We start from the raw sequence: 21219 nt of genomic DNA, 5'->3' as shown, positions 1-21219 counted from the left end.
CAAACGCCCCAAATCGACCAAGCCCCGGCCCAAGCGCATCCGCAAACCAAAGCGCCAGCCCAGCTTCATGGACCAATACAAAATCAACCCCGACGGCAGTATCGACTTCACGCAAGAACAACTCCGCGATATCCTCGGCCCGCCCCCACCGCCCGTGCCACCCTGGCACCAGCCGTTCATCCCCTCCTTCAACGTCAAAAAACTCTGGCGGAAGGGGCCATGATTTCGCACGCCCAAATCATTACGATAACGAAATGAAAAATATAAATGACGAGGGAATACCAACTGACTTAGCCTTTGACATACGCCGAGGCCCTCATTCCGATTGAGGCGCTACCGGCTGGCTCGTTGACGAGGACCAGCCCAGCCTGTTCGCAAACTTCAAGCACGGAAGCATGGCGATCCCAGACAAGGCTGGCTGAATTGTTGCCCCGCAGATCGTCCCAAACGGTCTCTACCGGGTTCAGCCTGGCCGCATGAGGTGGCAGCGTCAGGATCATGATAGTCTCGGCAACGCTCCGCCGCTCATCTGTCTGGCGCGACCCAACCCCGTCGCACACCAGCAGGCCGTCCGCGCCGGCAGCAACCTGAGTACTGATTTCGGCCCGATGTTCATTCATCGCCTCGGTGTTCATACCCGGCATAATGATCGCCAAACCAACGCCGCAGCCGACCGAGATCGCCCCGAAGACATCAACCCGATCATCGCAGTCGCATATCATCGCCATCGCCATTGCCAGCAGTGGCTGCAAATCCGCCGCACGATCCATCAAATTGGCGATCGCGACCGGCTGAACCATGCCGACGTCCCGCATCAGATCGGGCACACGATGGAGACCAACAAAGCAGACAGCCTGGAAATCCTCCTACGAATCAGCGACCAAATCGACTGGTATGAGTTCGGAAATTCCCCATTGTGCTTCTGGACCAACCTATAATTTCGACAGATCATTCCGCGACGGCACGCCACCCACCGGCGGAACCGGCGACGGGACCGGCTCAACCGGCGCCCCACCCTGCTGCAACCCCATCAACGCAGCGACATATTGCGAACCGCCCAAAGCATTCACCAGATAACTGAAGAAATCCGGATTGGCCGCAACACTCTGCGCCGCCGCCTCGATCTGATTGACCAGCGAACTCGGCACCGGCGGCTCCACCCCAGCCCCAGCCCCAGCCCCAGTCCCAACCCCGGTCCCAGTTCCAGCCCCAGCACCCGACACCCCCGCATCAATCGCGCCAGCGCTCGAAGCCTGCGTCAGGCCATCTTTCAACAGCCCATCCAGCGCCTGTTGCGACAACACCACCACATCCGCCTGAACCAGGGTCGACGAAGCCCCACCCACCATCGCAGCAGAATTATGCACCGGGGCACCGCCCGCACCCTGCCCACTCTGCATAATTTCATGGATCGCGGTTACCGGATTGATCATGGCAAGACTCCTCAGGGGGGAATCGCCTTTTGCGCTGCTCCTTCTGCCTATTGCGTGGTAAAGCAGTTCAACACAAACTTCTGAACAGATGGTTAACCAATCTAAAATATCCCATTGCCAAACCCGCACACCATGTCCCGGCTGACACTCATCCGCTGGCGCTACCACGCCCGCGCCAACCGCCTCCGCGCCCTCGCGCAGCGCGGCTGGCGCCTGCTGCCGATCGGCGTCGCCGCGATCATCCTGCTGATCTACGCCACCCTCTGGCTGCAATCGCTGATCCACCAACTCGCCGGCACAAGTACCGAACCATCCCAGCGAACCACCATCACCAACCTCGCCTGCCTCGCCCTCGGTCTGGTCGCCGGGTCCATCGCAACCGCCCAGGACCGCGCCGCCCTGACCACATCGTTCCTCGCCATCCAACCCTGGCCCGACCACGCCAGACGCGACGCCATCCTGCTCTCGCTCCTCTCGCGCCTTGCCACCGGCACAGCCCTCATCGCCCTCGCCCTCCGCCTCGGCGCACCCAGCGCGGGCATCGCCGAACGATGCCTGCCCCTCGCCACCGCCCTCTTCAGCGCCGGCTTCATCGCCGGCTGCGCGCTGAATGCCGTCACCCAATCCCGCCCCAGATCCGCCAGGCAACCAGCCCCGCAAGCCACCATCTGGCTCGCCCCGCTCGACCACGCCGCCCCGCGCTGGGCCGGCTGGTGGACCCTCGCATCACGCCGCCGGCGGATCGCCGTGCTCAGCGCCGGCTCACTGGCCGCCAGCCTCCCGATCGCCGAAGCCGCCGCCCACGGTGCCCACCCCGTCATGCTCGCACCGGTAATCGCGACCCTCGGCCCGCTGCTCATGCTGATCGGCGCGACAAGCTGCACACCGCTCCTCTCGCCGGTCCTGCGCACGAGCCCGACCCCCTATCACCGCGCCGCAACCGCCATGTTCCGCCTGCCGGCAAGCCTCGCCGCCGCCTGGTTCGCCCTCTTCGCGATCGCCGGCCTCTCGCTCGACCTGATCCGCCCGCGCCCGCTCGCCGGCGCCGGTGCCGCCGCCCTCCTGCTCGGTCTCGGCTACGCCTTGGCCGCCCTCTCGATCCCCGGCTCAGCCGGTCTGGCGCTCGGCTTCTACCTCACCGCCCTGATGCTCGCGGCCGACCAATACGCCGCCCTGCAAAACCTGGCCTTCCTCATCCTGTACGCCCTGCTGATCATCCTGATGTTGCGCGCCCGCGCCGCGTTCCGTGCCGGACGCTAACCCACCCTTGCTCGCCGTCGCCGGCGTTGCCGCCGGCTATGGCCGCACCAAAATCATCACCGGCATCGATCTCACCGTTCACCCCGGCAGCTTCACCGCGATTCTCGGCGCGAACGGGTCGGGCAGATCCACCCTGCTGCGCGCGATCAGCGGCCAGATCCCCATCCTGGCAGGCACCATCCGGATCGCCGGCATCGATCTCGCAACCGCCCCGGAGCACGCCAAACGCCAGTTCGGCTACGCCGTCGACCCGGCCGATCTCCCGCCCGACCTCACCGGCCAGCAATATCTCGAACTGATCGGCTCGATCCGCGGCTGCCATCCCCACGCCTGGCCGCGCGACGACCTGATCACGACCCTGCAATTCGGCCCCTGGCTGCGCACCAATATCAGCGCCTATTCCCTCGGCACCCGGATGAAACTCTCGCTGATGGGCGCGCTGCTCGGCACGCCACCCCTGCTGCTGCTCGATGAAGCGCTGAACGGCCTCGACCCGCTGATCCTCGCCCGCATCCGCCGCCTCCTGGCCGAGCTCTGTGCCGCCGGCCACGGCCTCGTCATGTCCACCCACATGCTCGCCACCATCGGCACCACCTGCACCGAAATGATCATGATCGAATCCGGCCGCGTCGCCCACCGCTGGACCGCCCCGATGATCGCCGCCGCCGGCCCCGCCGGTCTGGAAACCATGGTCGTCGCGACGCTGGAGGGCGCAGTAAAGCCAAGTGTTCTTTTTTGAAAAAAAGAACCAAAAAACTTCTATCTGTTTTGGCCCGTGCCGTTGTCGCGCCCATAGCCCAAATTAAAAAAGTTTTTTTGCTTCTTTTTGTTCACAAAAAGAAGTCTTTCCTTCGCGAACCTCACACCAGCGCCCGGCCATCCACCCGCGCCAACCGCGCCAGCAGATAATCGATCTCGCCCCGCGCCGCCGCACTCAGCACCGCGGCCGGCGTCCGCTGCGCGTCATGCGCGATCGCGCCCCGCTTCTGCAACACGTATTTCCGCACCGCGAGCCCGATCCCCTGCTGCTGCTCGTAGCGGATCAACGGCAGATGCGCATCGAACAAATCATGCGCCGCCTCCCGCTCGCCCGCGCTCGCCCGCGCCACCAGTTCCACCAGCATGTCCGGAAACGCGTAGCCGGTCATCGCCCCATCGGCACCGCGCTCCATCTCGAAATCCAGGAACAACCCGCCGTTCCCGGTCAAAATCGAAAGTGGCCGCAGCGACCCCTCGCGCTGAAACCCCCGCAGTGCCGAGATTTTCTCCAACCCCGGCCAGTCTTCATGCTTGAGCATCACGCAGGACGCATGCTCCATCACGATCGTGCGGATCACCGTCGGCGTCATCACCACGCTCAGCGTCAGCGGATAATCCTGGATCACGAACGGCACATCGGCCCCGATCGTCTCGACCGCCTGCCGATAATACGTAACGATCTGATCATCCGTGCGCAGCGTGGGCGGCGGCGCAATCATCACCCCCGCCGCCCCGCTCGCCATCACCCCATGCGTCAGCGCCCGCATCGCCGCAAACCCCGGCGCCGAAACCCCGACCACCACCGGCACCCCGGCCCGCCGGATCACCCGCTCGGAAATCGCCAGCGCCTCCGCCGGATCGAGCTTCGGCGCCTCACCCATGATCCCCAATATCGTCAACCCGGTAACGCCGCAGCCCAGGTAAAAATCGGTCAGCCGATCGACCGAGGCGTAATCCACCGCCCCATCCGGCAAAAACGGCGTCGCCGCAATCGCATAAACGCCAGCAGCCGTCGCATCCAATGTCATCGCGAAATCCCAGGCAGGTCCGAACGGAGGCTAATTCAGCGAAACGCCCAGCGCAACGTCTGCGCCACCCCGAACGTGCCCGCCCGCACCAGCGGCCGCGCCATCACCGGATTATCCAGCCCATGCAGCCGCCGCGCCCAGCCCGGCAGCAGATCCACCGCCGCCTGCATCGTCAGCGCCTGAAACGACCCGGAGATGAACGATGTCGTCGGCTGATTCCGCAAAATCCCCATCACCTCGCGGGTCCGCTCATTATAGCGCAACCCCGGCCGCATCGCCCGCACCAGATCGCGCGCCTCACCCCGCGTGCGCGGCACCGGATCGGCGCCGAGCGCTGACGCCACCACCGCCATCTCCGCGAAATACCGGTCCTGATCCGCACCAGACATGCCCGGCTCCGCATAGCGCACCCACGCATCCAGAAAACACATCGTCTCGGTCACGTGCACCCAGGCGAGCAACGCCGGATCATCCGCCGCATAGGCGGTGCCATCCGGCAAAACCCCGCGCACATGGCCATGAATCCGCCGCACCCGCGCAATCACCGCTTCTGCCTCGCCCCGATCGCCATAGGTGGTCAGGGCAATGAACCGCGCGGTCCGCCGCAACCGCCCCGCCATATCGGTGCGAAATTTCGAATGATCCCACACCCCGCCCAACACCGCCGGATGCAGCATCTGCATCATCAAACCTGCCACCCCGCCCACCATCATCGAGGTGACATCGCCATTGACCCGCCACGCCACCGCGCGCGGCCCGAACAACCCATCCGCCCGCCGCACCACCGGCGCCTCGCCGCGCGCCCGATCGTTGAACACCGCCACCACCTTGCCGGTGATCGCGCGCTTCAGCGGCATGGCCAGCGCCGCGACACCCGCCGTGCCGCGCGTCGCCATCAGCGTTCACCAAACCGGCAGCACATCATGCAAAATATCATCACGAGCATGTGCGTCCCGCCCGCAGGAATGCAAGCGCGCCACCGCAGCGCATCATCAGCCCCGAAACACCCGACACGAATGCGTGATCGGTATCATCTGGAACGTCACCCCATAGTGCTGTATTCACAGTGTCGCGGAATCGCATGGTCCGCGCACGAACCAGAAGGGCTGCCCAATGCCTGAACCAACGCAAGCCGCGCCGCTCGACCTTTCGGTGTTCGACAATCTCGATCCGGCGCCGGCGCCGGTCCAGGCCGTCGCGACGCGGCCCGCCGGCCCCGCCACGACCGATGAACGTTTGCAGCCGCAGCCCCGTCTGGAACGCCTGGTCGAAATCGCCAATCTGAACCCCGATGATCTGGCCGCCGCGCAGAATTCGGCGGCAAAAATCGATTTTCGCACCACCACCAGCCTGATGGACCACGGCGATGGTGTGCTGGCCGGCATCGCCGGCGCATCCCGCCAACTGCTCAGCGGCGTGCGCCTGGGTGAAGTGGGCGAGGTCGGCCGGATTGCCGCCGCCGTGATCGACGGTGTCAAAATCCTGCGCATCTCCGATTTGCAGGCCGAGGCCAGTAACGGCCAGCCCGCCCCGCGCAAGGGCATTTTCGGCAAACTGATGGGTGCCGCCGCCGATGCGCACACCGCCTTCAAGGGTTTCACCGAAAACCGCAAGCAGTTCCTCGACCTGATGGACGCCGAACAGGCCAAGGCGCGCAAGACCAAGGCGGATCTGGCGGTGACCATCGAATTGCTCGACCAGCAGGCGCTCGCGATCCGCCAGAGCCTGCACGCGCTGAAAATCGAGATCGCGGCCGGCCAGCTCGCGATCGATCGTGGTCAGGACGAGCTCGAGGCGCTGCGGCTGCACGCGGTCGAAACCGGCGATCCGGCGGATGCGGCGGATGTCATGGAATTCCGTGGCGCGATCGCCAATTTCCGCGGCAAGGTCGCGGACATGCGGGAAGCGCTGGTCGGCTCGGCATTACTCATCCCGATCATCGGGCAGAACAAGCAGGCGGCCGAGACGCGGATGATGAAAATCTCCAACGGCATGCTGGTGGTCATCCCGCGCCTGATGGCGGTGGCCTCGCAGGCGGTGGTGCAGGTCGAAATTCGCCACGCCGCCGATGAGGCGGCGAAACTCGACGAAGCGAACCGCCAGATCACGCTGCTCGCCTCCAAAGGCGCGCACGAGGCGGCAACCACCGCGGCGCGCAGCCTCGGCGGCGATCAGCGGAACATCGATGTTCTGGCCCAGGTCGCCGATGAATCGATCCGCACCATGAACGAGGTGATCGACATCGAGCGCGAAATCGCCGCCGGCGATCGCGAGCGCGAGGCCAAGCTCGCCGATGTCCGCAACCGGCTGGTCAAGGGCATGCAGAGCGTCAACCAGCGCGCGGTCGAAAAACCGTGAGCGCCAGCCCCGATTTCGACACCCAGGCGGCATGGCTGCGGCGCTTCACCGCCGATGCCGAGAGCAATCTCAACGCCTTCGCCCTGCGGCTGCGCGAAGCGATGCCGGACCGCGTGACGATATTAGAGTCCAAGGGATTATTCGCCCGCAAGGCCACGCTGGTCGGCCTCGCGGTGCGGATGGATGAGCATGTCTACGCCCTGAAAATCGACCACGGCCGCCTGAAAGCGAGCATCGCGATGGAAGTCCGCGGCATCACGCTGAACACCCGCGAGGTCGATCCCGGCACCTGGTTCGCGCAACTGGCGCAGGAGACCGAAAAAGCCTCCGCCCACGCCCGCAGCCTCAGCCAGTCGATCAGCGCCTTCATGGCCTCGTAACAAGGAAAGCAGCCTGATCATGGGCCTGTTCGATCGCTTCAGAAAATCGCCGGAGGCCGCAGCCCAGGAAGCCGCGACCGCGCATCGCCAGGCCGATATCATGATGAATCTGCGGGCAGGGCGGGTGCCGACCAGCACGCTCGAACGCCTGCAAGGTGCCAGCCGCGGCACCGTGCCCTGGACCGCGACGATGTCGCCCGCCGAACTGCTGATCACCCGCTCGCACGGCATCCGCCCGATCGCCTCGGTATCGGCCACCTGCTGGCTGCACTACGGCTGGTCCTGGACGCTCGGCCACGCCGAGGGCTGGAACAAGGCGCTGGCCCGCCTGCGCGAGGAAGCCCGCATCGCCGGCGCCAACGCCGTGCTCGATGTCAAAATGCGCACGATCCCGATGGATATCGAAGCCAGCATGGATTTCACCCTGGTCGGCACCGCGGTGAAAATCGACGGTCTGCCCCCCAGCGCCGAGCCGGTGATCGCCACGGTCCCCGCGCTCGAATTCGTCAAGCTGCTCGAAGCCGACGTGGTGGCAACCGGCATCGCGATCGGCGCGCATTACGAATGGATGAGCGACTGGCGCGGCGCCACCAACCAGTTCTGGATGGGCAATACCGAATCCACCGCCCTGTCGAATTTATGGGAAGACGTGCGCCGCCGCGCCCACGCCGATCTGCGCCAGAGCGCGCGCGGCCAGGGCAACGGCGTGCTCGCCCATCTCAATTTCAGCGAGATGTTCGAGCAGGAAGGCGGCGAAAACCAGCCCAAGCAATATCTCGCGCGCCACATCGTCATCGCCACCACGGTCGATGCAAGGCGCGGCACGCCGATCCCGCACGAGATCAAAATGGTGGTCGACATGCACCAGGGTGCCACGCCGCTGACCGGCACGACACGCCATCACCAATCCTATGCCACCAACGATCAGGACGGAGCGATCTGACATGCCCGACGACACCAACGGCGCCATACCGGTTCACGCCAAGGAACGCCTGAAAGGGCTGCGCTCCTCGCTGCATTCATCGGGGGTGTTCACCTCCGATTTCAGCGTCAATGAATTCCTGCTGGTGCGCAAGGCGGGGTTCGAGCCGATCGGCCTGTGCGTCGGCACCTGCGTCTATCATGTCGGCGTGCAGTACGGCAGCTGGTCGAAGAACCAGGAAATGGATGTGCTCTCCAAGGCGATGTACCACGCCCGCGAGCTGGCGATGGCGCGGATGCGTGCGGAAGCCGGCGCCATGGGGGCGGATGGTATCGTCGGCGTCAAACTCACGATCAAGCGGCTGGAATGGGACGAGCATCTGCTCGAATTCATCGCCATCGGCACCGGCGTCGTCCACGGCGAGGGCCACAAGGGTTTCCGCGCGCATGACGGCGGGCCGTTCACCTCGGATCTGTCCGGGCAGGATTTCTGGTCGCTCCTGCACGCCGGCTACCGGCCGGTCGAGATGGTGATGGGCTCCTGCGTCTATCACGTCGCCCATCGCGGCGCGCTCGCGTCACTCGCCCGCGCGGGCCAGAACGTCGAGCTCGAAAACTTCACCTCCGCCATGTACGAAGCGCGCGAAATCGCGGTCGAGCGGATGCAGTTCGAAGCCGCGGCGGCCAAGGCCGAAGGCGTCGTCGGCGTCGATATCCATGAAGGCAGCCACGGCTGGCAAAGCCACGTCATCGAATTCTTCGCGATCGGCACCGCCGTGCTGCCGCTCGATCAGGAAATCGCGCCTGAAAAAATCGCCGACCCGATCATGGTGCTGTCGATCAACGATTGACGATCAACGATTGACGATCAACGATTGACGGGCATCCGCGCGGGCACGCGTCACAACCCCGCCAACTCCCGGAATGCGGCCTCGGTCAAAATGGTCACGCCGAGTGCCGCCGCCTTGGTGGCCTTCGAGCCGGCATCCTCACCGACCACGACATAATCGGTCTTCTTGGAAACCGATTCGGTCACCTTGGCGCCCAAACCCTCGGCGCGCGCCTTCGCCTCGGGCCGTGCCAACTGCTGCAACGTGCCGGTGAACACGATGGTCTTGCCCGCCAGCGCGCCGGACGCGGCGGTGGCCGCCTCATCGAGAATGGTCAGCGGCGCCACCAGATCATCGAGCAGCGCGCGGTTGTGCGGCTCGGCAAAGAACCCCGCGAGTTCCTCGGCGATCGACGGACCGATGCCCGAGATCGAGCCGAGTTCGAGCCGTGCATCCGAGCCGATCTCCCCCGCCGCCTGCATCTGCGCGCGCCAGTTGGCGTAGCTGGTATAGTGGCGCGCCAGCAGCCTGGCGTTGGCCTCGCCGATCCGGCGAATGCCGAGCGCGAAAATGAAGCGGGCGAGGGGAACGGTCCGCCGCGCCTCGATCGCGGCGGCGAGTTTCGCGGCCGAGGTTTCGCCCCAGCCTTCGAGTGCGGCAATCGCCTCCGCGCGCGCGGGCAGGCGGAAAATATCCGGCGCACCGGCAAGCCAGCCGCGCGCATGGAACTCCCGCACGGTCTTTTCGCCCATCCCCTCGATGTCGAACGCGCCGCGCGCGCAGAAATGGATCAGCCGCTCCACCACCTGCGCCGCACAGGTGAGCCCGCCGGTGCAGCGGCGGATCACCTCGCCGGCCGGCCTGATCGCCAGCGCGTGGCACACCGGGCAATGATCGGGAAACGCATAGGGCACCGCATCGTCCGGCCGATGTTCGGGCAGCACGCGAATTACCTGCGGGATCACATCCCCCGCGCGCTGCAACTCGACCGTGTCGCCCAGCCGGAAATCCTTGCGGATGATCTCGTCCTCGTTGTGCAGCGTCGCGTGCTGCACCAGCACGCCGCCGACATTGACCGGATCGAGCGTGGCGCGCGGCGTCAGCGCCCCGGTGCGCCCGACCTGGATGGTAATGGCCCGCAGCACGCTGATCGCGCGCTCGGCCGGAAATTTCCACGCCACCGCCCAGCGCGGCGCGCGGCCGACGAAGCCAAGCCGATCCTGCAACGCCAGATCATCGATCTTGTAGACCACGCCGTCGATATCGTAATCGAGCCCGGCCCGCCGCTCACCGATCGATTGCTGAAATCCAGCCGCGTCGGCCTCGCTGACCGGCCGCGCCAGCGGATTGACCGCAAACCCCCAGCGCCGGAGGGTCGCGAGATATTCGGCATGGGTCGCGGCCACCGGCGCGCTGGCCGCACCGCGCGCATAGGCGAACAGCGAGAGCTTGCGCGAGGCGGTGATCGCGACATCCAACTGCCGCAGGCTGCCGGCGGCGGCGTTGCGCGGGTTGGCGAATTGGCGCGCCTGGCCCTGGTTGAGCGCCAGAAAATCGGCCTTGGTCATATAGACCTCGCCGCGGATCTCGATCATCTCCGGCGCGTCATCCGGCAGAACGAGCGGCAGATCGGCCAGCGTGCGCAGATTGTCCGTGACGTCCTCACCCTCGCTGCCATCGCCGCGCGTCGCCCCGCGCACGAACCGGCGGTTCTCATAGGTCAGCGAGATCGACAGCCCATCGATCTTCGGCTCCGCCACGAAATTGAGCGGCGCCGGCCCAAGGTTGAGAAAGCGCCGGATTTTCGCACAGAATGCCGCAAATTCAACATCATCGAACACGTTGTCCAGCGATAGCATCGGCTGGCGATGGCGAATTTTGGCAAACGCGCCGGATGCCGGCGCACCGACTTGATCGAGTGACGCGGCCAGAGCCGGGTCGGCGGCGCGCAGCGCATCCGCCTCGCGTTTCAGCGCGTCATAGGTCGCATCATCCATGATCGGCTGATCGTCCCGATGGTAGGCGAGATCGGCCTCGGCAAGCCGCGCGATCAGCGCGGCCAGGGTGTCACGCGCGCCGCTCATGCGCCCGCCAGCAGGCTGGCGGCGGCCTCGCGCGCCGCATCCGTGATGGTCTCACCCGCCAGCATCCGGGCGATCTCCTCGCGCCGCGCCTCGGCCGGCAATCGCGTCACCAGCGTCTGCGCGCGGCTCCGGCCGCTGGCCTTGGCGACCTGGAAATGCGCGCCGGCGCGCGCGGCGACCTGGGGCGAATGCGTCACCACGAGCACCTGCGTCGCCTGCGCGATGCGCGCCAGCCGCTCGCCCACCGCGGCCGCCGTGGCACCGCCGATGCCGCTGTCCACCTCATCGAAAATCAGCGTGCCGACCGGCGATTCCCCTGCCAGCACCACGTTCAGCGCCAGCAGCAGGCGCGACAATTCACCGCCCGAAGCCACCCGGTCGAGCGCGCCCGGCGCATCGCCCGGATTGGTCGCGATCAAAAACCGCACGGCATCCGCGCCGCGCGGCCCCCATTGCAGCTCCGGCAGGGCGCTGCGCTCCACCACGAAGCGGGCGCGATCGAGCTTGAGCGGCGGCAATTCCCGCCCGACCGCGCGTGACAGCCGGGCCGCCGCCTGATCGCGCGCGCTGGTGAGTGCCGCGGCGGCGGTGACGTATTCGCCCCGCGCCGCGTGTGCCGCGGCCTCGCATTGCTGCAACGAGGCGGTGCCGGCATCGAGCGTCGCAAGCCGTGCCGCGAAATGATCGAGCAGGCCGGGCAGTTCCGGCGCGGTGACGCCATGCTTGCGGGCCATCGCACGCAGCGCGAACAGCCGTTCCTCGATCGCTTCCAGCCCGCGCGGATCGGCCTCCGCCTCGCTGGCGGCGCGCGAGAGCAGGGTTTCGGCCTCCGACAACGCCTCCTCGGCGCGTTCGATCGCGGCCAACGCCTGGCCGATCACCGGCCCCTGTTCCGCCTCGGCAATGCGGGCGAGCGCGCGCGCCGCACTCCGCAGCGTGGCGGCCGGCCCGGCGGAGCGGCGCTCGCGCGGGGCGAGCTCACCCAGCGCATTGCCGATCGCCTCGGCACGCCGCTCAGCCCCCTGCAAATGCTGGCGCGATGCCGCCAAATCATCCTCCTCGCCGTTGCGCGGCGCCAGTGTGGCCAGTTCATCGACCGCGTGGCGCAGGAAATCCTCGTCGCGCTGCGCCTCGGCCAGGGCGGCGGCGGCATCGTGCCGCGCCGCCTCGGCGGCCTGCCACGAGGCATGGAACGAAGCGACAGTGTCGCGCAGCGCGCGATCGACGCCGTAGTCATCGAGCATGTTGCGCTGGGTGGCGGCGTCGCTCAGCCCGATCTGGGCGTGCTGGCCCTGGATTTCGATCAGCAGATCGGCAACCCGCCGCAGCAGCGCCGCGCCGACCGGCTGATCATTGATCAGCGCGCGCGATTTCCCATCGCGCGCCACGATTCGCCGCAGCAGGATGTCCTCACCACCCGCAATCCCATGATGATCAAGCAGCGCATAGGCCGGATGGGTCGCGCCGACTACGAAAGACGCGGTCACCACCGCCTGCGCGGCCTCGGCGCGGATCAGCCCGGCATCGGCCCGCGCGCCCAGCGCCAGCCCCAGCGCGTCGAGCAAAATCGACTTGCCCGCCCCGGTTTCACCGGTGAATACCGAAAGCCCCGCATCGAAACTCAGATCGAGCCGATCGATCAGCACCACGTCGCGGATCGACAGCGCGGTGAGCATGGCGTGGCTGCGCCCGGGTCAGAGCAGCCCGAACAGGAACCCGCCGGACCGTTTCGGCTTGGCCACCCCGTTCAGCAGATCATGCGCGCCGAGCTTGTTATAGGCATCCTGATACCAGCGCGACCCCGGATAATTATAGCCGAGCACGGCGGCGGTGCGCAGCGCCTCCTTGGTCAGGCCCAGGTCGAGATAGCACTCGGTCAGCCGCTCCAGCGCCTCGGGCACGAAGGTGGTGGTCTGATATTGCTGGACTACTTCCTGATATTTGGTCACCGCGGCGGCATAGAGATTCTGCCGCTCATAGAACCGGCCGATCGACATTTCATGCCCCGCCAGGCGGTTCTGGGCCAGGCGCAGCTTCACCCGCGCATCGCGCGCATAGGCGCTGTTGGGAAACCGCGTCACCACATCCTGCAACGCCTGCACCGCTTCGAGCGTGAAGGTCTGGTCGTGCTGCACGCCCTCGATCTGCTCGTAATAGCACAGCGCGCGCAAATAATAGGCATAGGCCGCATCGGGGCTGGCCGGGTGGAGCTGAATGAAGCGGTTGAGCGCGCCCACCGCGCTGTCGAAATTCTGCCGGCGGAACTCGGCGTAGCCGTGCAGCAACTCGGCATGGGTGGCCCAGGTCGAATAGGGGTAATTGACCTCGACCTCGTTGAACGCATCGGAGGCTTTTTTATTCTCGCCCTTCTGCAGATACGCGATGCCGTTGGCATAGAGCGTGCCGGCCGGCGGCAATGCCACCGATTTTTCTGGCTTGCCCGCATCGCCGGTATGGGCATGGCCCCCACCGAAAATCCCGCAACCGCCGAGCGTGAGCGGGGCGAGCAGCCACAACAACGCCAGCCGCGGCCGGTGTTTGCGGGCCGGCGAGGGCACCGGAATCGCGGGGTGCGGGGCGGGCGGAACGGTCTTGGGGTGCGCGTGCGTCATCGGGCCGGGCTTATAGCATGTGATTCGCCTGCGCGAAGCCTCCAGCGCGACACTTGTGCCGATCGGCCCGATGATGCCGCAAACCAGGCCCCTCATTTCCGCACCAAACCCCGAAAAACCACACCGATCATAACCACCCATTTGATCCGAACCCCCAATCTGGCTACGACACCGGCGGGGAGGAGCGTCTATGCCGCCAACAATCACCACCAGCCGCCGCGCCGCCATCGGCCTCGCGCTGACGCTCGCAGGACTAAGCCAAGCCCGCGCCGCCGCGCCGATCCGCGCGCTCGGCCTCGAAAACCAATATGCGGATGTCATCCGTCAGATCGGCGGCAGCTATGTCACGGTCGGCGCGGTCGAATCCAACCCCAACGTCGACCCGCACGAATTCGAAGTCAGCCCGAAGGTCGCGCGCCAGATCGCCCGCGCCGCGCTGGTGGTCGAAAACGGCCTCGGCTACGACAATTGGGCCGACAAGATCATGGCTGCCGTGCCCAATCCCCAGCGCCGCGTGATCGACGTGCAGCATCTGCTCGGCCTGCCGGACAGCACGCCCAACCCGCATCTGTGGTACGCACCCGCGACCATGCCGAAAGTCGCCCAGGCGATCGCCGCCGCACTCGCCGCCATCGATCCCGCGCACGCCGCCACTTTCCACGCCAACGCCCAACGCTTCATCGCAGCACTCGCCCCCTGGAACGCCGCGATCGCAGCCTTCAAGGCACGCTACCCCGCAACACCGGTCGCGGTGACCGAACCGGTGGCCGACGCCCTGCTGCAAGCGCTGGGCATGCGAATCGAAACCCCGTTCACCCTCCAGGCCGCGATCATGAACGGCACCGATCCGTCACCGCAGGACGTCGCGACCCAGAACGCCCTGTTCACCGGGCACAAGGTGAAACTGTTCGTCTACAACCAGCAGGTCACCGATCCGCTGACCACCGCGTTTCTCGATCTCGCCCGCAGGAATCACATCCCCGTCGTCGGGGTCTATGAGACGATGCCGACGCCGGGCTATACCTACCAGTCATGGATGCTGGCGGAAGTTCAGGCGATGCAGCGGGCGGTTTCGGGGCGCGCAATGGTTACGAAGTAGGGAAGGGTTCTTTTTTGAAAAAAAGAACCAAAAAACTTTCATTCGCCAAGTCCGGAGGCACCACAACGCCAAAGCCCGAGGCCCAGACTCCCAAAAGTTTTTTGCTACTTTTTTTCAAAAAAGTAGTCTTTCCTTAACATGCTCACCCTATCCTCCATCTCCGTCGCCTTCGCCGGCCGCACCATCCTCCACAACGTCGATTTCACCCTGGCGCAGGGCTCCTTCTGCGGCCTGATCGGCTCGAACGGGTCGGGCAAGACCACGCTGCTGCGCACGATCCTCGGCCTCGTGAAGCCGGATCGCGGCACGGTGGACACCGGCGGTCACGAAATCGGCTACGTGCCGCAAAAAATCCAACTCGACCCGTTCATGCCGCTCCGCGCGCGCGATGTGGTGGCTCTGGGACTCGATGGCAATCGCTTCGGCCTGCCGCTGCCCTCCGCCGCGCGCCGCCGCACGGTCGATGCGATGCTGACCGCGGTCGATGCCACCGGCTTCGCCGATCGCCGGGTGGGCGATCTGTCGGGCGGCCAGCAGCAGCGTATCATGATCGCGCACGCGCTGGTCCGCCGCCCGAAACTCCTCCTGCTCGATGAACCGCTCGCCAATCTCGATCTCCGCAGCGTGGCCGAGGTGGTATCCTTGCTGCACATCCTGTCGTTCGAACAGCGGATCACCGTGCTGCTCTCGGCGCATGACATGAACCCGCTGCTGCCGGTGATGGACCGCATCGTCTACCTCGCCAACGGCAGTTCGGTCAGCGGCACGGTGGGGGAGGTGGTGCGCGGCGCCGTGCTCAGCCGGCTGTATGGCTATCATATCGATGTGATCCGCGTGCACGGCCGCGTCCTGGTGGTCGCCGCCGGCGGCGAGGACGGGCTGGACGCCGATATCGCCTGCGAGCCCGTGCATGTCACCCAGATCCGCTGACACGGCATGATCGGTGCCGCCTTCTTCAGCAACGGCCCGGTGCAGGTCGCCCTGATCATCGGCGGCGGTGCGGCGCTGGTCTCGGCCGTGGTCGGCGTGTTCACCGTGCTGCGCGGCCAGTCCTTCGCCGGCCACGCCCTGGCCGATATCAGCAGCGCCGGCGGCTCGGCCGCCCTGCTGTTCGGCATTCGCCCGCTGGCAGGCTTTCTCGCGATGGCGGCACTCGGCGCCGGCGGCATGGAAGCGATCGGCGCGCGCCAGATCCGCGAGCGCGATCTGGTCACCGGCATCGTGCTCGGCGCGGGGCTCGGCGTCACCGCCCTGCTGCTCTATCTCGACATGACCACCACCAGCGCCTCCGGTGCCGCCAATACCGTCATGTTCGGCTCGATGTTCGCCATCGCGCCTTCCACCATCCCGCTCGCACTCGGCGTCGGCGCGCTCGCCCTGGCAATGACCGCGGCACTCTACCGCCCGCTGCTGCTGATCGCGATCGACCCCGATCTCGCCGCCATCCGCGGCATCGACCCGCGCCTGATCGGCCTCGCTCATCTGCTGGTGCTGGCGATCGCGGTGGCCCTCTCGGCAATGACGATCGGCGCCATCCTCTCGACCGCGCTGCTGATCGGCCCGGCGGCGGCGGCGCTGCGCCTCGCAACAAGGCCCGGCACCGCGATCCTGATCGCCGCGGCGATCGGCCTTTGTGCCACCTGGGGCGGCATCGCGCTCGCCTACGACAGTTTCTACTGGACCCCCGGCCACGGCTGGCCGGTCAGTGTCTTCGTGGTGATGATCGTGCTGGCCGCCTACCTCGCCGCCGGCCCGCTCGGCACCGCGCTTGCGCGACGACGGATGGCGGGGTCCTGAGCATGTTTTCCGGCTTCATGATCAACACCTGGATCGCCGCCTCCATCGTCGCGGCAACCGCGGGCCTGGTCGGATTTTTCGTGGTGGTGCGGGGGGCCTCGTTCGCCGCCCACGCGCTGCCGCTGAGCATTTTTCCCGGTGCCGCCGCCGCCGCCTGGCTCGGTATCAACGAAATCGGCGGTCTGGTCGCCTTCGCGGCTCTCGGCGTCATCGGCATCGATGCGCTGAGCCGCCGCGGCCGGCCGGAGGTGGCAACCGCGCTCACCCTGGTGATGCTGCTCGGGCTCGGCACGCTGTTCCTCAGCCGTACCACCACCTACGCGCAGGAGGTCTATGGCCTGCTGTTCGGCCAGGTGCTCGGCATCGGTGCGGCGGATATCACGCCGATCGCGCTGGTCAGCGCGGCGGCGGCCGGCGCGGTTCTGCTGCTGTTCCGCCCGCTGCTGCTCAGCGCGGTCTCGCGTGATCTCGCCCAGGCGCGCGGTGCCGCCCCCGCGCGCACCGACCCCGCCTTCCTGGTCATCCTCGCCATGGCCTCGGCGGTGGCGCTGCCGGTGGTCGGCGCGCTGCTGGTGTTCAGCCTGATGGTCGGCCCGGCGGCCGCCGCGCGCAACCTGACCGATCGCGCCGGCCTCGCCATCGCCCTCTCGGTCGCATTATCGCTGCTGACGGTCTGGGCGGCGATCGCGCTGTCCTACCTCACCAACTGGCCCGTCGGATTTTTCGTGGGCTTCTTCGGCGCGCTGGCCTACGGCCTCGGCCGCGGTGCCCTGCACCTGCGCCGCGCGCGACGGGCGATGGCGTAACGATCCGGTCGAGTTTCATCGTCTCATGCGCCATTCGACACTTGGTCTCGCGCGGTTATAACATGTTCTGAATACAAACGATCGCTCTCTGCAATGACGGACACGTATCGGAATTGGCCGCTCGAATTGGGTCCCAATCAGAGCGTGCAAATTCTGCGTGCCACTGTCCGATTATCTGATAGTTCGGCATACCAAGTCGCCGTTGTTGGATAACAAATCGTGCCAGGCGTCGCGCTTTTCCATTGTCGAGCCAAGCTTCGATAATTGATTTCGGACGCGCCAAATTCTCAACCATTTCCGGGATCTGCCGCTCCTTTATGCCACAGAATATGGCATAGGCTTTTCGGTCAGCCATCAACCAAGCATCCGCGCTGCGCACGGCAATTCGGAGGAGCATACGCGGGCTTCTTGTTGTTAGCAGTTGTTGGATAAGGCTTGCAGGACAGTCTGCTTCATCCATGTCCCGCAGGACAAGAACCGGATTTCCAAAAGCCGCACCGGCATTGAGTCCGGCGACCAAGCGATCGACGGCGGCTTTACCTTGAGCACCGTTTTCTCTCGGATAGGCACGTCCCGGAGCGTGACCTGCTACGACAATCAGTTTCCGTGCAATAACCATGTCCGATTGGCCTTCGGCGCAATAGTCTATCTCAAGCTGCGACATTCATACCCGATAGGCTTTCGATATCTGCCGGTCTGAGACGAGGCAGCACAGCCTGCGAGATGGACATGCCATGCTCGCTTTGTGACCGAATAGCGGGATCATCATAAATTGTCGTGATCTTACTACCGTTCTCGTCGACCTCAATGAGATGGACTTCTTTCAGTCCCACATTGACGTCCAGAAGAGCGGCGGCATGCGTCGTTGCAAGCACTTGCCGCCCGGATAACCGCTGCATTCGCGCAAACATCGGAGGAATTTGTCCAACCACAGCATCATTTAGGGATAGCTCGGGCTCTTCCAGCAGGAGTGGTCCACCGCCCTCACCAATTGACCACAACAAGCCGATCAAGCGCAGCGTGCCGTCAGAAAACGCCTCTTCGTTCTGGTTGGCCATCTTACCGCGCCAATGGCTAAAAGCGGCCCAGAGATGCGGCACACCATCCTTGTCGTCTTCAAGCTTGAGGTCTCGAAATTGCGGTGCTGCAATTCGCAGCGCCTCCGCAACGCGCCGCAGCCGAGGATCGCGCCGCTTCTTCGGCATATCCTTCATTCGTCGGAGGAGGTCACCGCCATAGGGATCGTCCCCCCGTTCGAGCGCTCGTCTTCGGTCGCGAACGATCTGAGGAACCACGTGGAGATAGCGACAAGTCCTTAAAAACTCAGCAAGAGCCCTGAACTGCTGATTGGCGGCCGTCTGTTCTAGCAACGTCTGAGACATTGCTTCAACGTCTTCTTTGATCGCGCGTTTTTCGATGCACGCGCCGTGCCGCCAGATCTCTTCACGGGCTACCGTCGGCAGATTGCGCGGACCTCTTCGATTAAAAGCCAGGCAGTACCGCCACGCCGATGGATCATTGTCCGACCCGATATCAACTTCGATTTCCACGTCGGAGGGCCTCCGGCCGTGGAGCGATCGAACACCGGTCATTCCCCGGCGGCTCGATATCGCTGCTTGCAGTCCACCGCCGGCTGGCCGCGTGATATCCGCCAAAAAACGAAACACATCGAGAAAATTCGATTTGCCGGCGGCGTTCGGTCCGACAAAAAAAGCACGACTGAGAAGATGAACTTCGGCGTCACGAAAGTTCATCCAATTGTGAATTTTTACTCGGGTGAACCGAAGTGTGTCCGATATCCTGATTGCCATCCACGGATGATGGACGATTTCATCAAAAAAGAAAACGCCGCCCCGAAGGACGGCGTTTCCCCAACCAAACTAAATCGAAACTCAGGTCTCGCTCTGCGCCTGCTGGTTGCGGCGACGGATCGCGGCACCCAGAATATCGCCCAGCGAGGCACCCGAGTCCGACGAGCCGAAATCGGCCATCGCCTGCTTGTCCTCGTCGATCTCCTTGCCCTTCACCGTCAGCTGCAACTTGCGTGCTGCGCGGTCCACGGCGGTGATCTTCGCATCGATCTTTTCGCCGACGGCGAATTTATCGGGGCGCTGATCACCCTTGTCACGGGCCAGTTCGGCGCGGCGGATGAAGCCGGTCAGCACGTCATCGACCTTCACTTCAAGCCCGTTGGTCTGCACCGCGGTGATCACGCAGGTCACGATCATGCCTTTGTGCACGCGGTCGAGCACGCCGGCGGCGGGATCTTCCTCGAGCTGCTTCACCCCAAGGCTGATGCGCTCCTTCTCGACATCGACATCGAGCACCTTCGCCTTGACGATATCGCCCTTGTTGAACTTGGCCATCGCCAGCTCGCCCGGCTCGTCCCACGACAGGTCGGACATATGGACCATACCGTCGATTTCCGGCGCCAGACCCACGAACAGGCCGAACTCGGTCATGTTGCGGATCTCGCCTTCGACCAGCGAACCCACGGGGTGATCGTCCATGAACTGTTCCCACGGATTGCGTGAAACCTGCTTGAGGCCCAGCGAAATCCGCCGCTTGCCGGCATCGACATCCAGCACCATGACCTCGACTTCCTGGCTCGTCGCCACGATCTTGCCGGGGTGCGCGTTCTTCTTGGTCCAGGACATTTCCGAAACATGCACCAGGCCTTCGACGCCCGGTTCCAGCTCCACGAACGCACCGTAGTCGGTAATGTTCGTAACGCGGCCGGTCACCTTGATGCCAGGCGGATATTTGACGTCCACACCTTCCCAAGGATCGGTCTCGAGCTGCTTCATGCCCAGGCTGATGCGCTGCGTGTCCGAATTGAACCGGATCACCTGCACCCGCACCGGCTGACCGATGGTCAGCGCCTCGGCCGGGTGGTTGATCCGGCGCCACGCGATATCGGTCACGTGCAACAGACCATCGACGCCGCCCAGATCGACGAACGCACCGTAATCGGTGATGTTCTTGACCACGCCGTCAAGGATCTGGCCTTCCTTGAGGCCCTGGATCAGCTCCGAACGCTGTTCGGCGCGGGTCTCTTCGAGCACCGCACGGCGCGAAACCACGATATTGCCGCGCGCCCGGTCCATCTTCAAAATCTGGAACGGCTGGGACATGCCCATCAGCGGCGTCACATCGCGCACCGGCCGGATATCGACCTGACTGCCCGGCAGGAACGCGGTCGCCCCACCGAGATCGACGGTGAACCCACCCTTGACGCGGCCATGGATGATGCCGTTGACCCGGGTCTGCGCCTCATGCGCGCGCTCGAGTGCGGTCCACGCCTCTTCGCGGCGGGCCTTCTCGCGCGACAGCACGATCGAGCCGTCCTTGTCCTCGTAGCGCTCGATGAACAGGTCGAACACATCGCCCGGCTTGACTTCCTGGGCGCCGAATTCCTTGAGCGGAACCCGGCCTTCGCTCTTCAGTCCGACATCGACCACAACGAATTCGTCGTCGATGCGCGAAACGCGGCCTGAGACGACCGAGCCTTCAAACCCGGTATTGCTGCCCAATGTGCTGTCGAGCAGGGCTGCGAAGTCGTCAGTGCCGGTGTATTGGTCTGCGCCATGCTGGCGCGCAACAGTTGCGATTGAACCCATGAAGTCGCTTGAATCCTTGAAACAAGACCGCGTGCGCGGCCAGTTTGGTATGCGGGCGATCGAGCCTCGACTGCCCGACGATGCCGGGCGGATTGAAAAAACATCCCCGAACAGGAATGAGCCGCGAACACAATACCCGCAGCCACCCTAGCAATTACGCATTTTCGCCCCCCTGCGCAAGCGCCACACAGCCGAACTTCGCAAAAAACCCTGATAATCCGGGCATTCAACG

General features: G+C 65.1%; 21 protein-coding genes. 11 read left to right on the top strand and 10 right to left on the bottom strand.

Annotation, left to right across the window (positions count from 1 at the left end; genetic code table 11):
• The coding region (locus tag B7X49_RS05560) for a hypothetical protein (RefSeq protein WP_286838549.1) at window positions 1–223 on the top strand (223 nt) is incomplete at its 5' end.
• Window positions 224–290: 67 nt separating this feature from the next.
• Here B7X49_RS05560 and B7X49_RS05555 read toward each other — a convergent pair.
• Window positions 291–827, bottom strand: a complete 537-nt coding sequence (locus B7X49_RS05555) for a hypothetical protein (RefSeq protein WP_286703407.1) — start codon at window positions 825–827, stop codon at window positions 291–293.
• A gap of 105 nt (window positions 828–932) precedes the next feature.
• Window positions 933–1433 (bottom strand): hypothetical protein, encoded by a 501-nt coding sequence (locus tag B7X49_RS05550; protein ID WP_286703406.1) that lies wholly within the window; start codon window positions 1431–1433, stop codon window positions 933–935.
• A gap of 132 nt (window positions 1434–1565) precedes the next feature.
• Between B7X49_RS05550 and B7X49_RS05545 the strand changes: the two genes are divergently transcribed.
• Window positions 1566–2693: a hypothetical protein gene (locus B7X49_RS05545; RefSeq protein ID WP_286703405.1), complete on the top strand. Its 1128-nt coding sequence runs from the start codon at window positions 1566–1568 to the stop codon at window positions 2691–2693.
• Window positions 2680–3432, top strand: a complete 753-nt coding sequence (locus B7X49_RS05540; protein WP_286703404.1) for an ATP-binding cassette domain-containing protein — start codon at window positions 2680–2682, stop codon at window positions 3430–3432. Before B7X49_RS05545 ends, B7X49_RS05540 begins: the two co-directional genes overlap by 14 nt.
• 121 nt (window positions 3433–3553) lie before the next feature.
• On the opposite strand, the gene B7X49_RS05535 is transcribed toward B7X49_RS05540, so the two are convergent.
• Entirely contained in the window at window positions 3554–4480 is a 927-nt protein-coding gene (locus B7X49_RS05535; RefSeq protein WP_286703403.1) for a dihydrodipicolinate synthase family protein, read from the bottom strand.
• 35 nt (window positions 4481–4515) lie between these two features.
• A complete protein-coding gene (locus B7X49_RS05530) occupies window positions 4516–5376 on the bottom strand; it encodes an oxygenase MpaB family protein (protein WP_286703402.1) in 861 nt (286 codons plus the stop codon).
• A 217-nt stretch (window positions 5377–5593) separates the two neighbouring features.
• Here B7X49_RS05530 and B7X49_RS05525 point away from each other — a divergent pair, with 217 nt between their 5' ends.
• The 4 genes from B7X49_RS05525 to B7X49_RS05510 are packed head-to-tail and all read left to right on the top strand — an operon-like array spanning window position 5594 to window position 8990.
• Window positions 5594–6838: a toxic anion resistance protein gene (locus B7X49_RS05525; protein ID WP_286703401.1), complete on the top strand. Its 1245-nt coding sequence runs from the start codon at window positions 5594–5596 to the stop codon at window positions 6836–6838.
• Complete coding sequence (locus tag B7X49_RS05520) at window positions 6835–7218, top strand: hypothetical protein (protein ID WP_286703400.1); 384 nt, start codon at window positions 6835–6837, stop codon at window positions 7216–7218. Before B7X49_RS05525 ends, B7X49_RS05520 begins: the two co-directional genes overlap by 4 nt.
• A gap of 19 nt (window positions 7219–7237) precedes the next feature.
• A complete protein-coding gene (locus tag B7X49_RS05515) occupies window positions 7238–8161 on the top strand; it encodes a heavy metal-binding domain-containing protein (RefSeq protein WP_051657553.1) in 924 nt (307 codons plus the stop codon).
• A gap of 1 nt (window position 8162) precedes the next feature.
• Entirely contained in the window at window positions 8163–8990 is an 828-nt protein-coding gene (locus B7X49_RS05510; protein ID WP_286703399.1) for a heavy metal-binding domain-containing protein, read from the top strand.
• Between the two features lie 50 nt (window positions 8991–9040).
• On the opposite strand, the gene ligA is transcribed toward B7X49_RS05510, so the two are convergent.
• From ligA to B7X49_RS05495, 3 genes are read right to left on the bottom strand one after another with little or no spacing between them, the layout of a single operon-like run.
• Entirely contained in the window at window positions 9041–11053 is a 2013-nt protein-coding gene (ligA, locus tag B7X49_RS05505; RefSeq protein WP_286703398.1) for an NAD-dependent DNA ligase LigA, read from the bottom strand.
• On the bottom strand, window positions 11050–12729 hold the full coding sequence (gene recN / locus B7X49_RS05500; RefSeq protein ID WP_286703397.1) for a DNA repair protein RecN: 1680 nt from the start codon (window positions 12727–12729) through the stop codon (window positions 11050–11052). Before recN ends, ligA begins: the two co-directional genes overlap by 4 nt.
• Before the next feature lie 18 nt (window positions 12730–12747).
• Entirely contained in the window at window positions 12748–13665 is a 918-nt protein-coding gene (locus B7X49_RS05495; protein ID WP_245801535.1) for an outer membrane protein assembly factor BamD, read from the bottom strand.
• Window positions 13666–13855: 190 nt separating this feature from the next.
• Between B7X49_RS05495 and B7X49_RS05490 the strand changes: the two genes are divergently transcribed.
• The 4 genes from B7X49_RS05490 to B7X49_RS05475 all read left to right on the top strand — a co-directional run bounded on the left by B7X49_RS05490 (window position 13856) and on the right by B7X49_RS05475 (window position 17367).
• A complete protein-coding gene (locus tag B7X49_RS05490) occupies window positions 13856–14764 on the top strand; it encodes a metal ABC transporter solute-binding protein, Zn/Mn family (protein WP_286703395.1) in 909 nt (302 codons plus the stop codon).
• Between the two features lie 138 nt (window positions 14765–14902).
• Window positions 14903–15694: a metal ABC transporter ATP-binding protein gene (locus B7X49_RS05485; protein ID WP_286703394.1), complete on the top strand. Its 792-nt coding sequence runs from the start codon at window positions 14903–14905 to the stop codon at window positions 15692–15694.
• A gap of 6 nt (window positions 15695–15700) precedes the next feature.
• Window positions 15701–16561, top strand: a complete 861-nt coding sequence (locus tag B7X49_RS05480; RefSeq protein WP_029313192.1) for a metal ABC transporter permease — start codon at window positions 15701–15703, stop codon at window positions 16559–16561.
• Window positions 16562–16578: 17 nt separating this feature from the next.
• A complete protein-coding gene (locus B7X49_RS05475; protein ID WP_286703393.1) occupies window positions 16579–17367 on the top strand; it encodes a metal ABC transporter permease in 789 nt (262 codons plus the stop codon).
• A gap of 55 nt (window positions 17368–17422) precedes the next feature.
• Here B7X49_RS05475 and B7X49_RS05470 read toward each other — a convergent pair whose 3' ends face one another.
• From B7X49_RS05470 to rpsA, 3 genes are all read right to left on the bottom strand, one after another.
• A complete protein-coding gene (locus B7X49_RS05470; protein WP_286703392.1) occupies window positions 17423–18031 on the bottom strand; it encodes a hypothetical protein in 609 nt (202 codons plus the stop codon).
• Window positions 18018–19121: an AAA family ATPase gene (locus tag B7X49_RS05465; protein ID WP_286703391.1), complete on the bottom strand. Its 1104-nt coding sequence runs from the start codon at window positions 19119–19121 to the stop codon at window positions 18018–18020. The genes B7X49_RS05470 and B7X49_RS05465 overlap by 14 nt, the downstream gene beginning before the upstream one ends.
• A gap of 138 nt (window positions 19122–19259) precedes the next feature.
• Window positions 19260–20987 carry a 30S ribosomal protein S1 gene (gene rpsA / locus B7X49_RS05460; RefSeq protein WP_029313190.1) on the bottom strand — a complete coding sequence of 576 codons (1728 nt, stop codon included), beginning with the start codon at window positions 20985–20987 and terminating at the stop codon, window positions 19260–19262.
• Window positions 20988–21219: the final 232 nt, after the last annotated feature.

The organism is Acidiphilium sp. 34-64-41 (assembly GCF_002282635.1).
Classification (GTDB): Bacteria; Pseudomonadota; Alphaproteobacteria; order Acetobacterales; family Acetobacteraceae; genus Acidiphilium; species Acidiphilium rubrum.
The sequence above is the reverse complement of the archived record's forward strand: the minus strand, read 5'-3'. Positions and strand labels throughout refer to the sequence as shown.

Bases quoted from the DNA above. Each gene is read 5' to 3' on its own strand.
- B7X49_RS05515 (WP_051657553.1), top strand. From the start codon at position 7,238: ATGGGCCTGTTCGATCGCTTCAGAAAATCGCCGGAGGCCGCAGCCCAG.
- B7X49_RS05530 (WP_286703402.1), bottom strand. From the start codon at position 5,376: ATGGCGACGCGCGGCACGGCGGGTGTCGCGGCGCTGGCCATGCCGCTG.
- B7X49_RS05495 (WP_245801535.1), bottom strand. From the start codon at position 13,665: ATGACGCACGCGCACCCCAAGACCGTTCCGCCCGCCCCGCACCCCGCG.
- B7X49_RS05480 (WP_029313192.1), top strand. From the start codon at position 15,701: ATGATCGGTGCCGCCTTCTTCAGCAACGGCCCGGTGCAGGTCGCCCTG.
- B7X49_RS05475 (WP_286703393.1), top strand. From the start codon at position 16,579: ATGATCAACACCTGGATCGCCGCCTCCATCGTCGCGGCAACCGCGGGC.
- B7X49_RS05470 (WP_286703392.1), bottom strand. From the start codon at position 18,031: ATGTCGCAGCTTGAGATAGACTATTGCGCCGAAGGCCAATCGGACATG.
- B7X49_RS05545 (WP_286703405.1), top strand. From the start codon at position 1,566: ATGTCCCGGCTGACACTCATCCGCTGGCGCTACCACGCCCGCGCCAAC.
- ligA (WP_286703398.1), bottom strand. From the start codon at position 11,053: ATGAGCGGCGCGCGTGACACCCTGGCCGCGCTGATCGCGCGGCTTGCC.
- B7X49_RS05485 (WP_286703394.1), top strand. From the start codon at position 14,903: ATGCTCACCCTATCCTCCATCTCCGTCGCCTTCGCCGGCCGCACCATC.
- B7X49_RS05525 (WP_286703401.1), top strand. From the start codon at position 5,594: ATGCCTGAACCAACGCAAGCCGCGCCGCTCGACCTTTCGGTGTTCGAC.
- rpsA (WP_029313190.1), bottom strand. From the start codon at position 20,987: ATGGGTTCAATCGCAACTGTTGCGCGCCAGCATGGCGCAGACCAATAC.
- recN (WP_286703397.1), bottom strand. From the start codon at position 12,729: ATGCTCACCGCGCTGTCGATCCGCGACGTGGTGCTGATCGATCGGCTC.
- B7X49_RS05535 (WP_286703403.1), bottom strand. From the start codon at position 4,480: ATGACATTGGATGCGACGGCTGCTGGCGTTTATGCGATTGCGGCGACG.
- B7X49_RS05465 (WP_286703391.1), bottom strand. From the start codon at position 19,121: ATGAACTTTCGTGACGCCGAAGTTCATCTTCTCAGTCGTGCTTTTTTT.
- B7X49_RS05550 (WP_286703406.1), bottom strand. From the start codon at position 1,433: ATGATCAATCCGGTAACCGCGATCCATGAAATTATGCAGAGTGGGCAG.
- B7X49_RS05510 (WP_286703399.1), top strand. From the start codon at position 8,163: ATGCCCGACGACACCAACGGCGCCATACCGGTTCACGCCAAGGAACGC.
- B7X49_RS05490 (WP_286703395.1), top strand. From the start codon at position 13,856: ATGCCGCCAACAATCACCACCAGCCGCCGCGCCGCCATCGGCCTCGCG.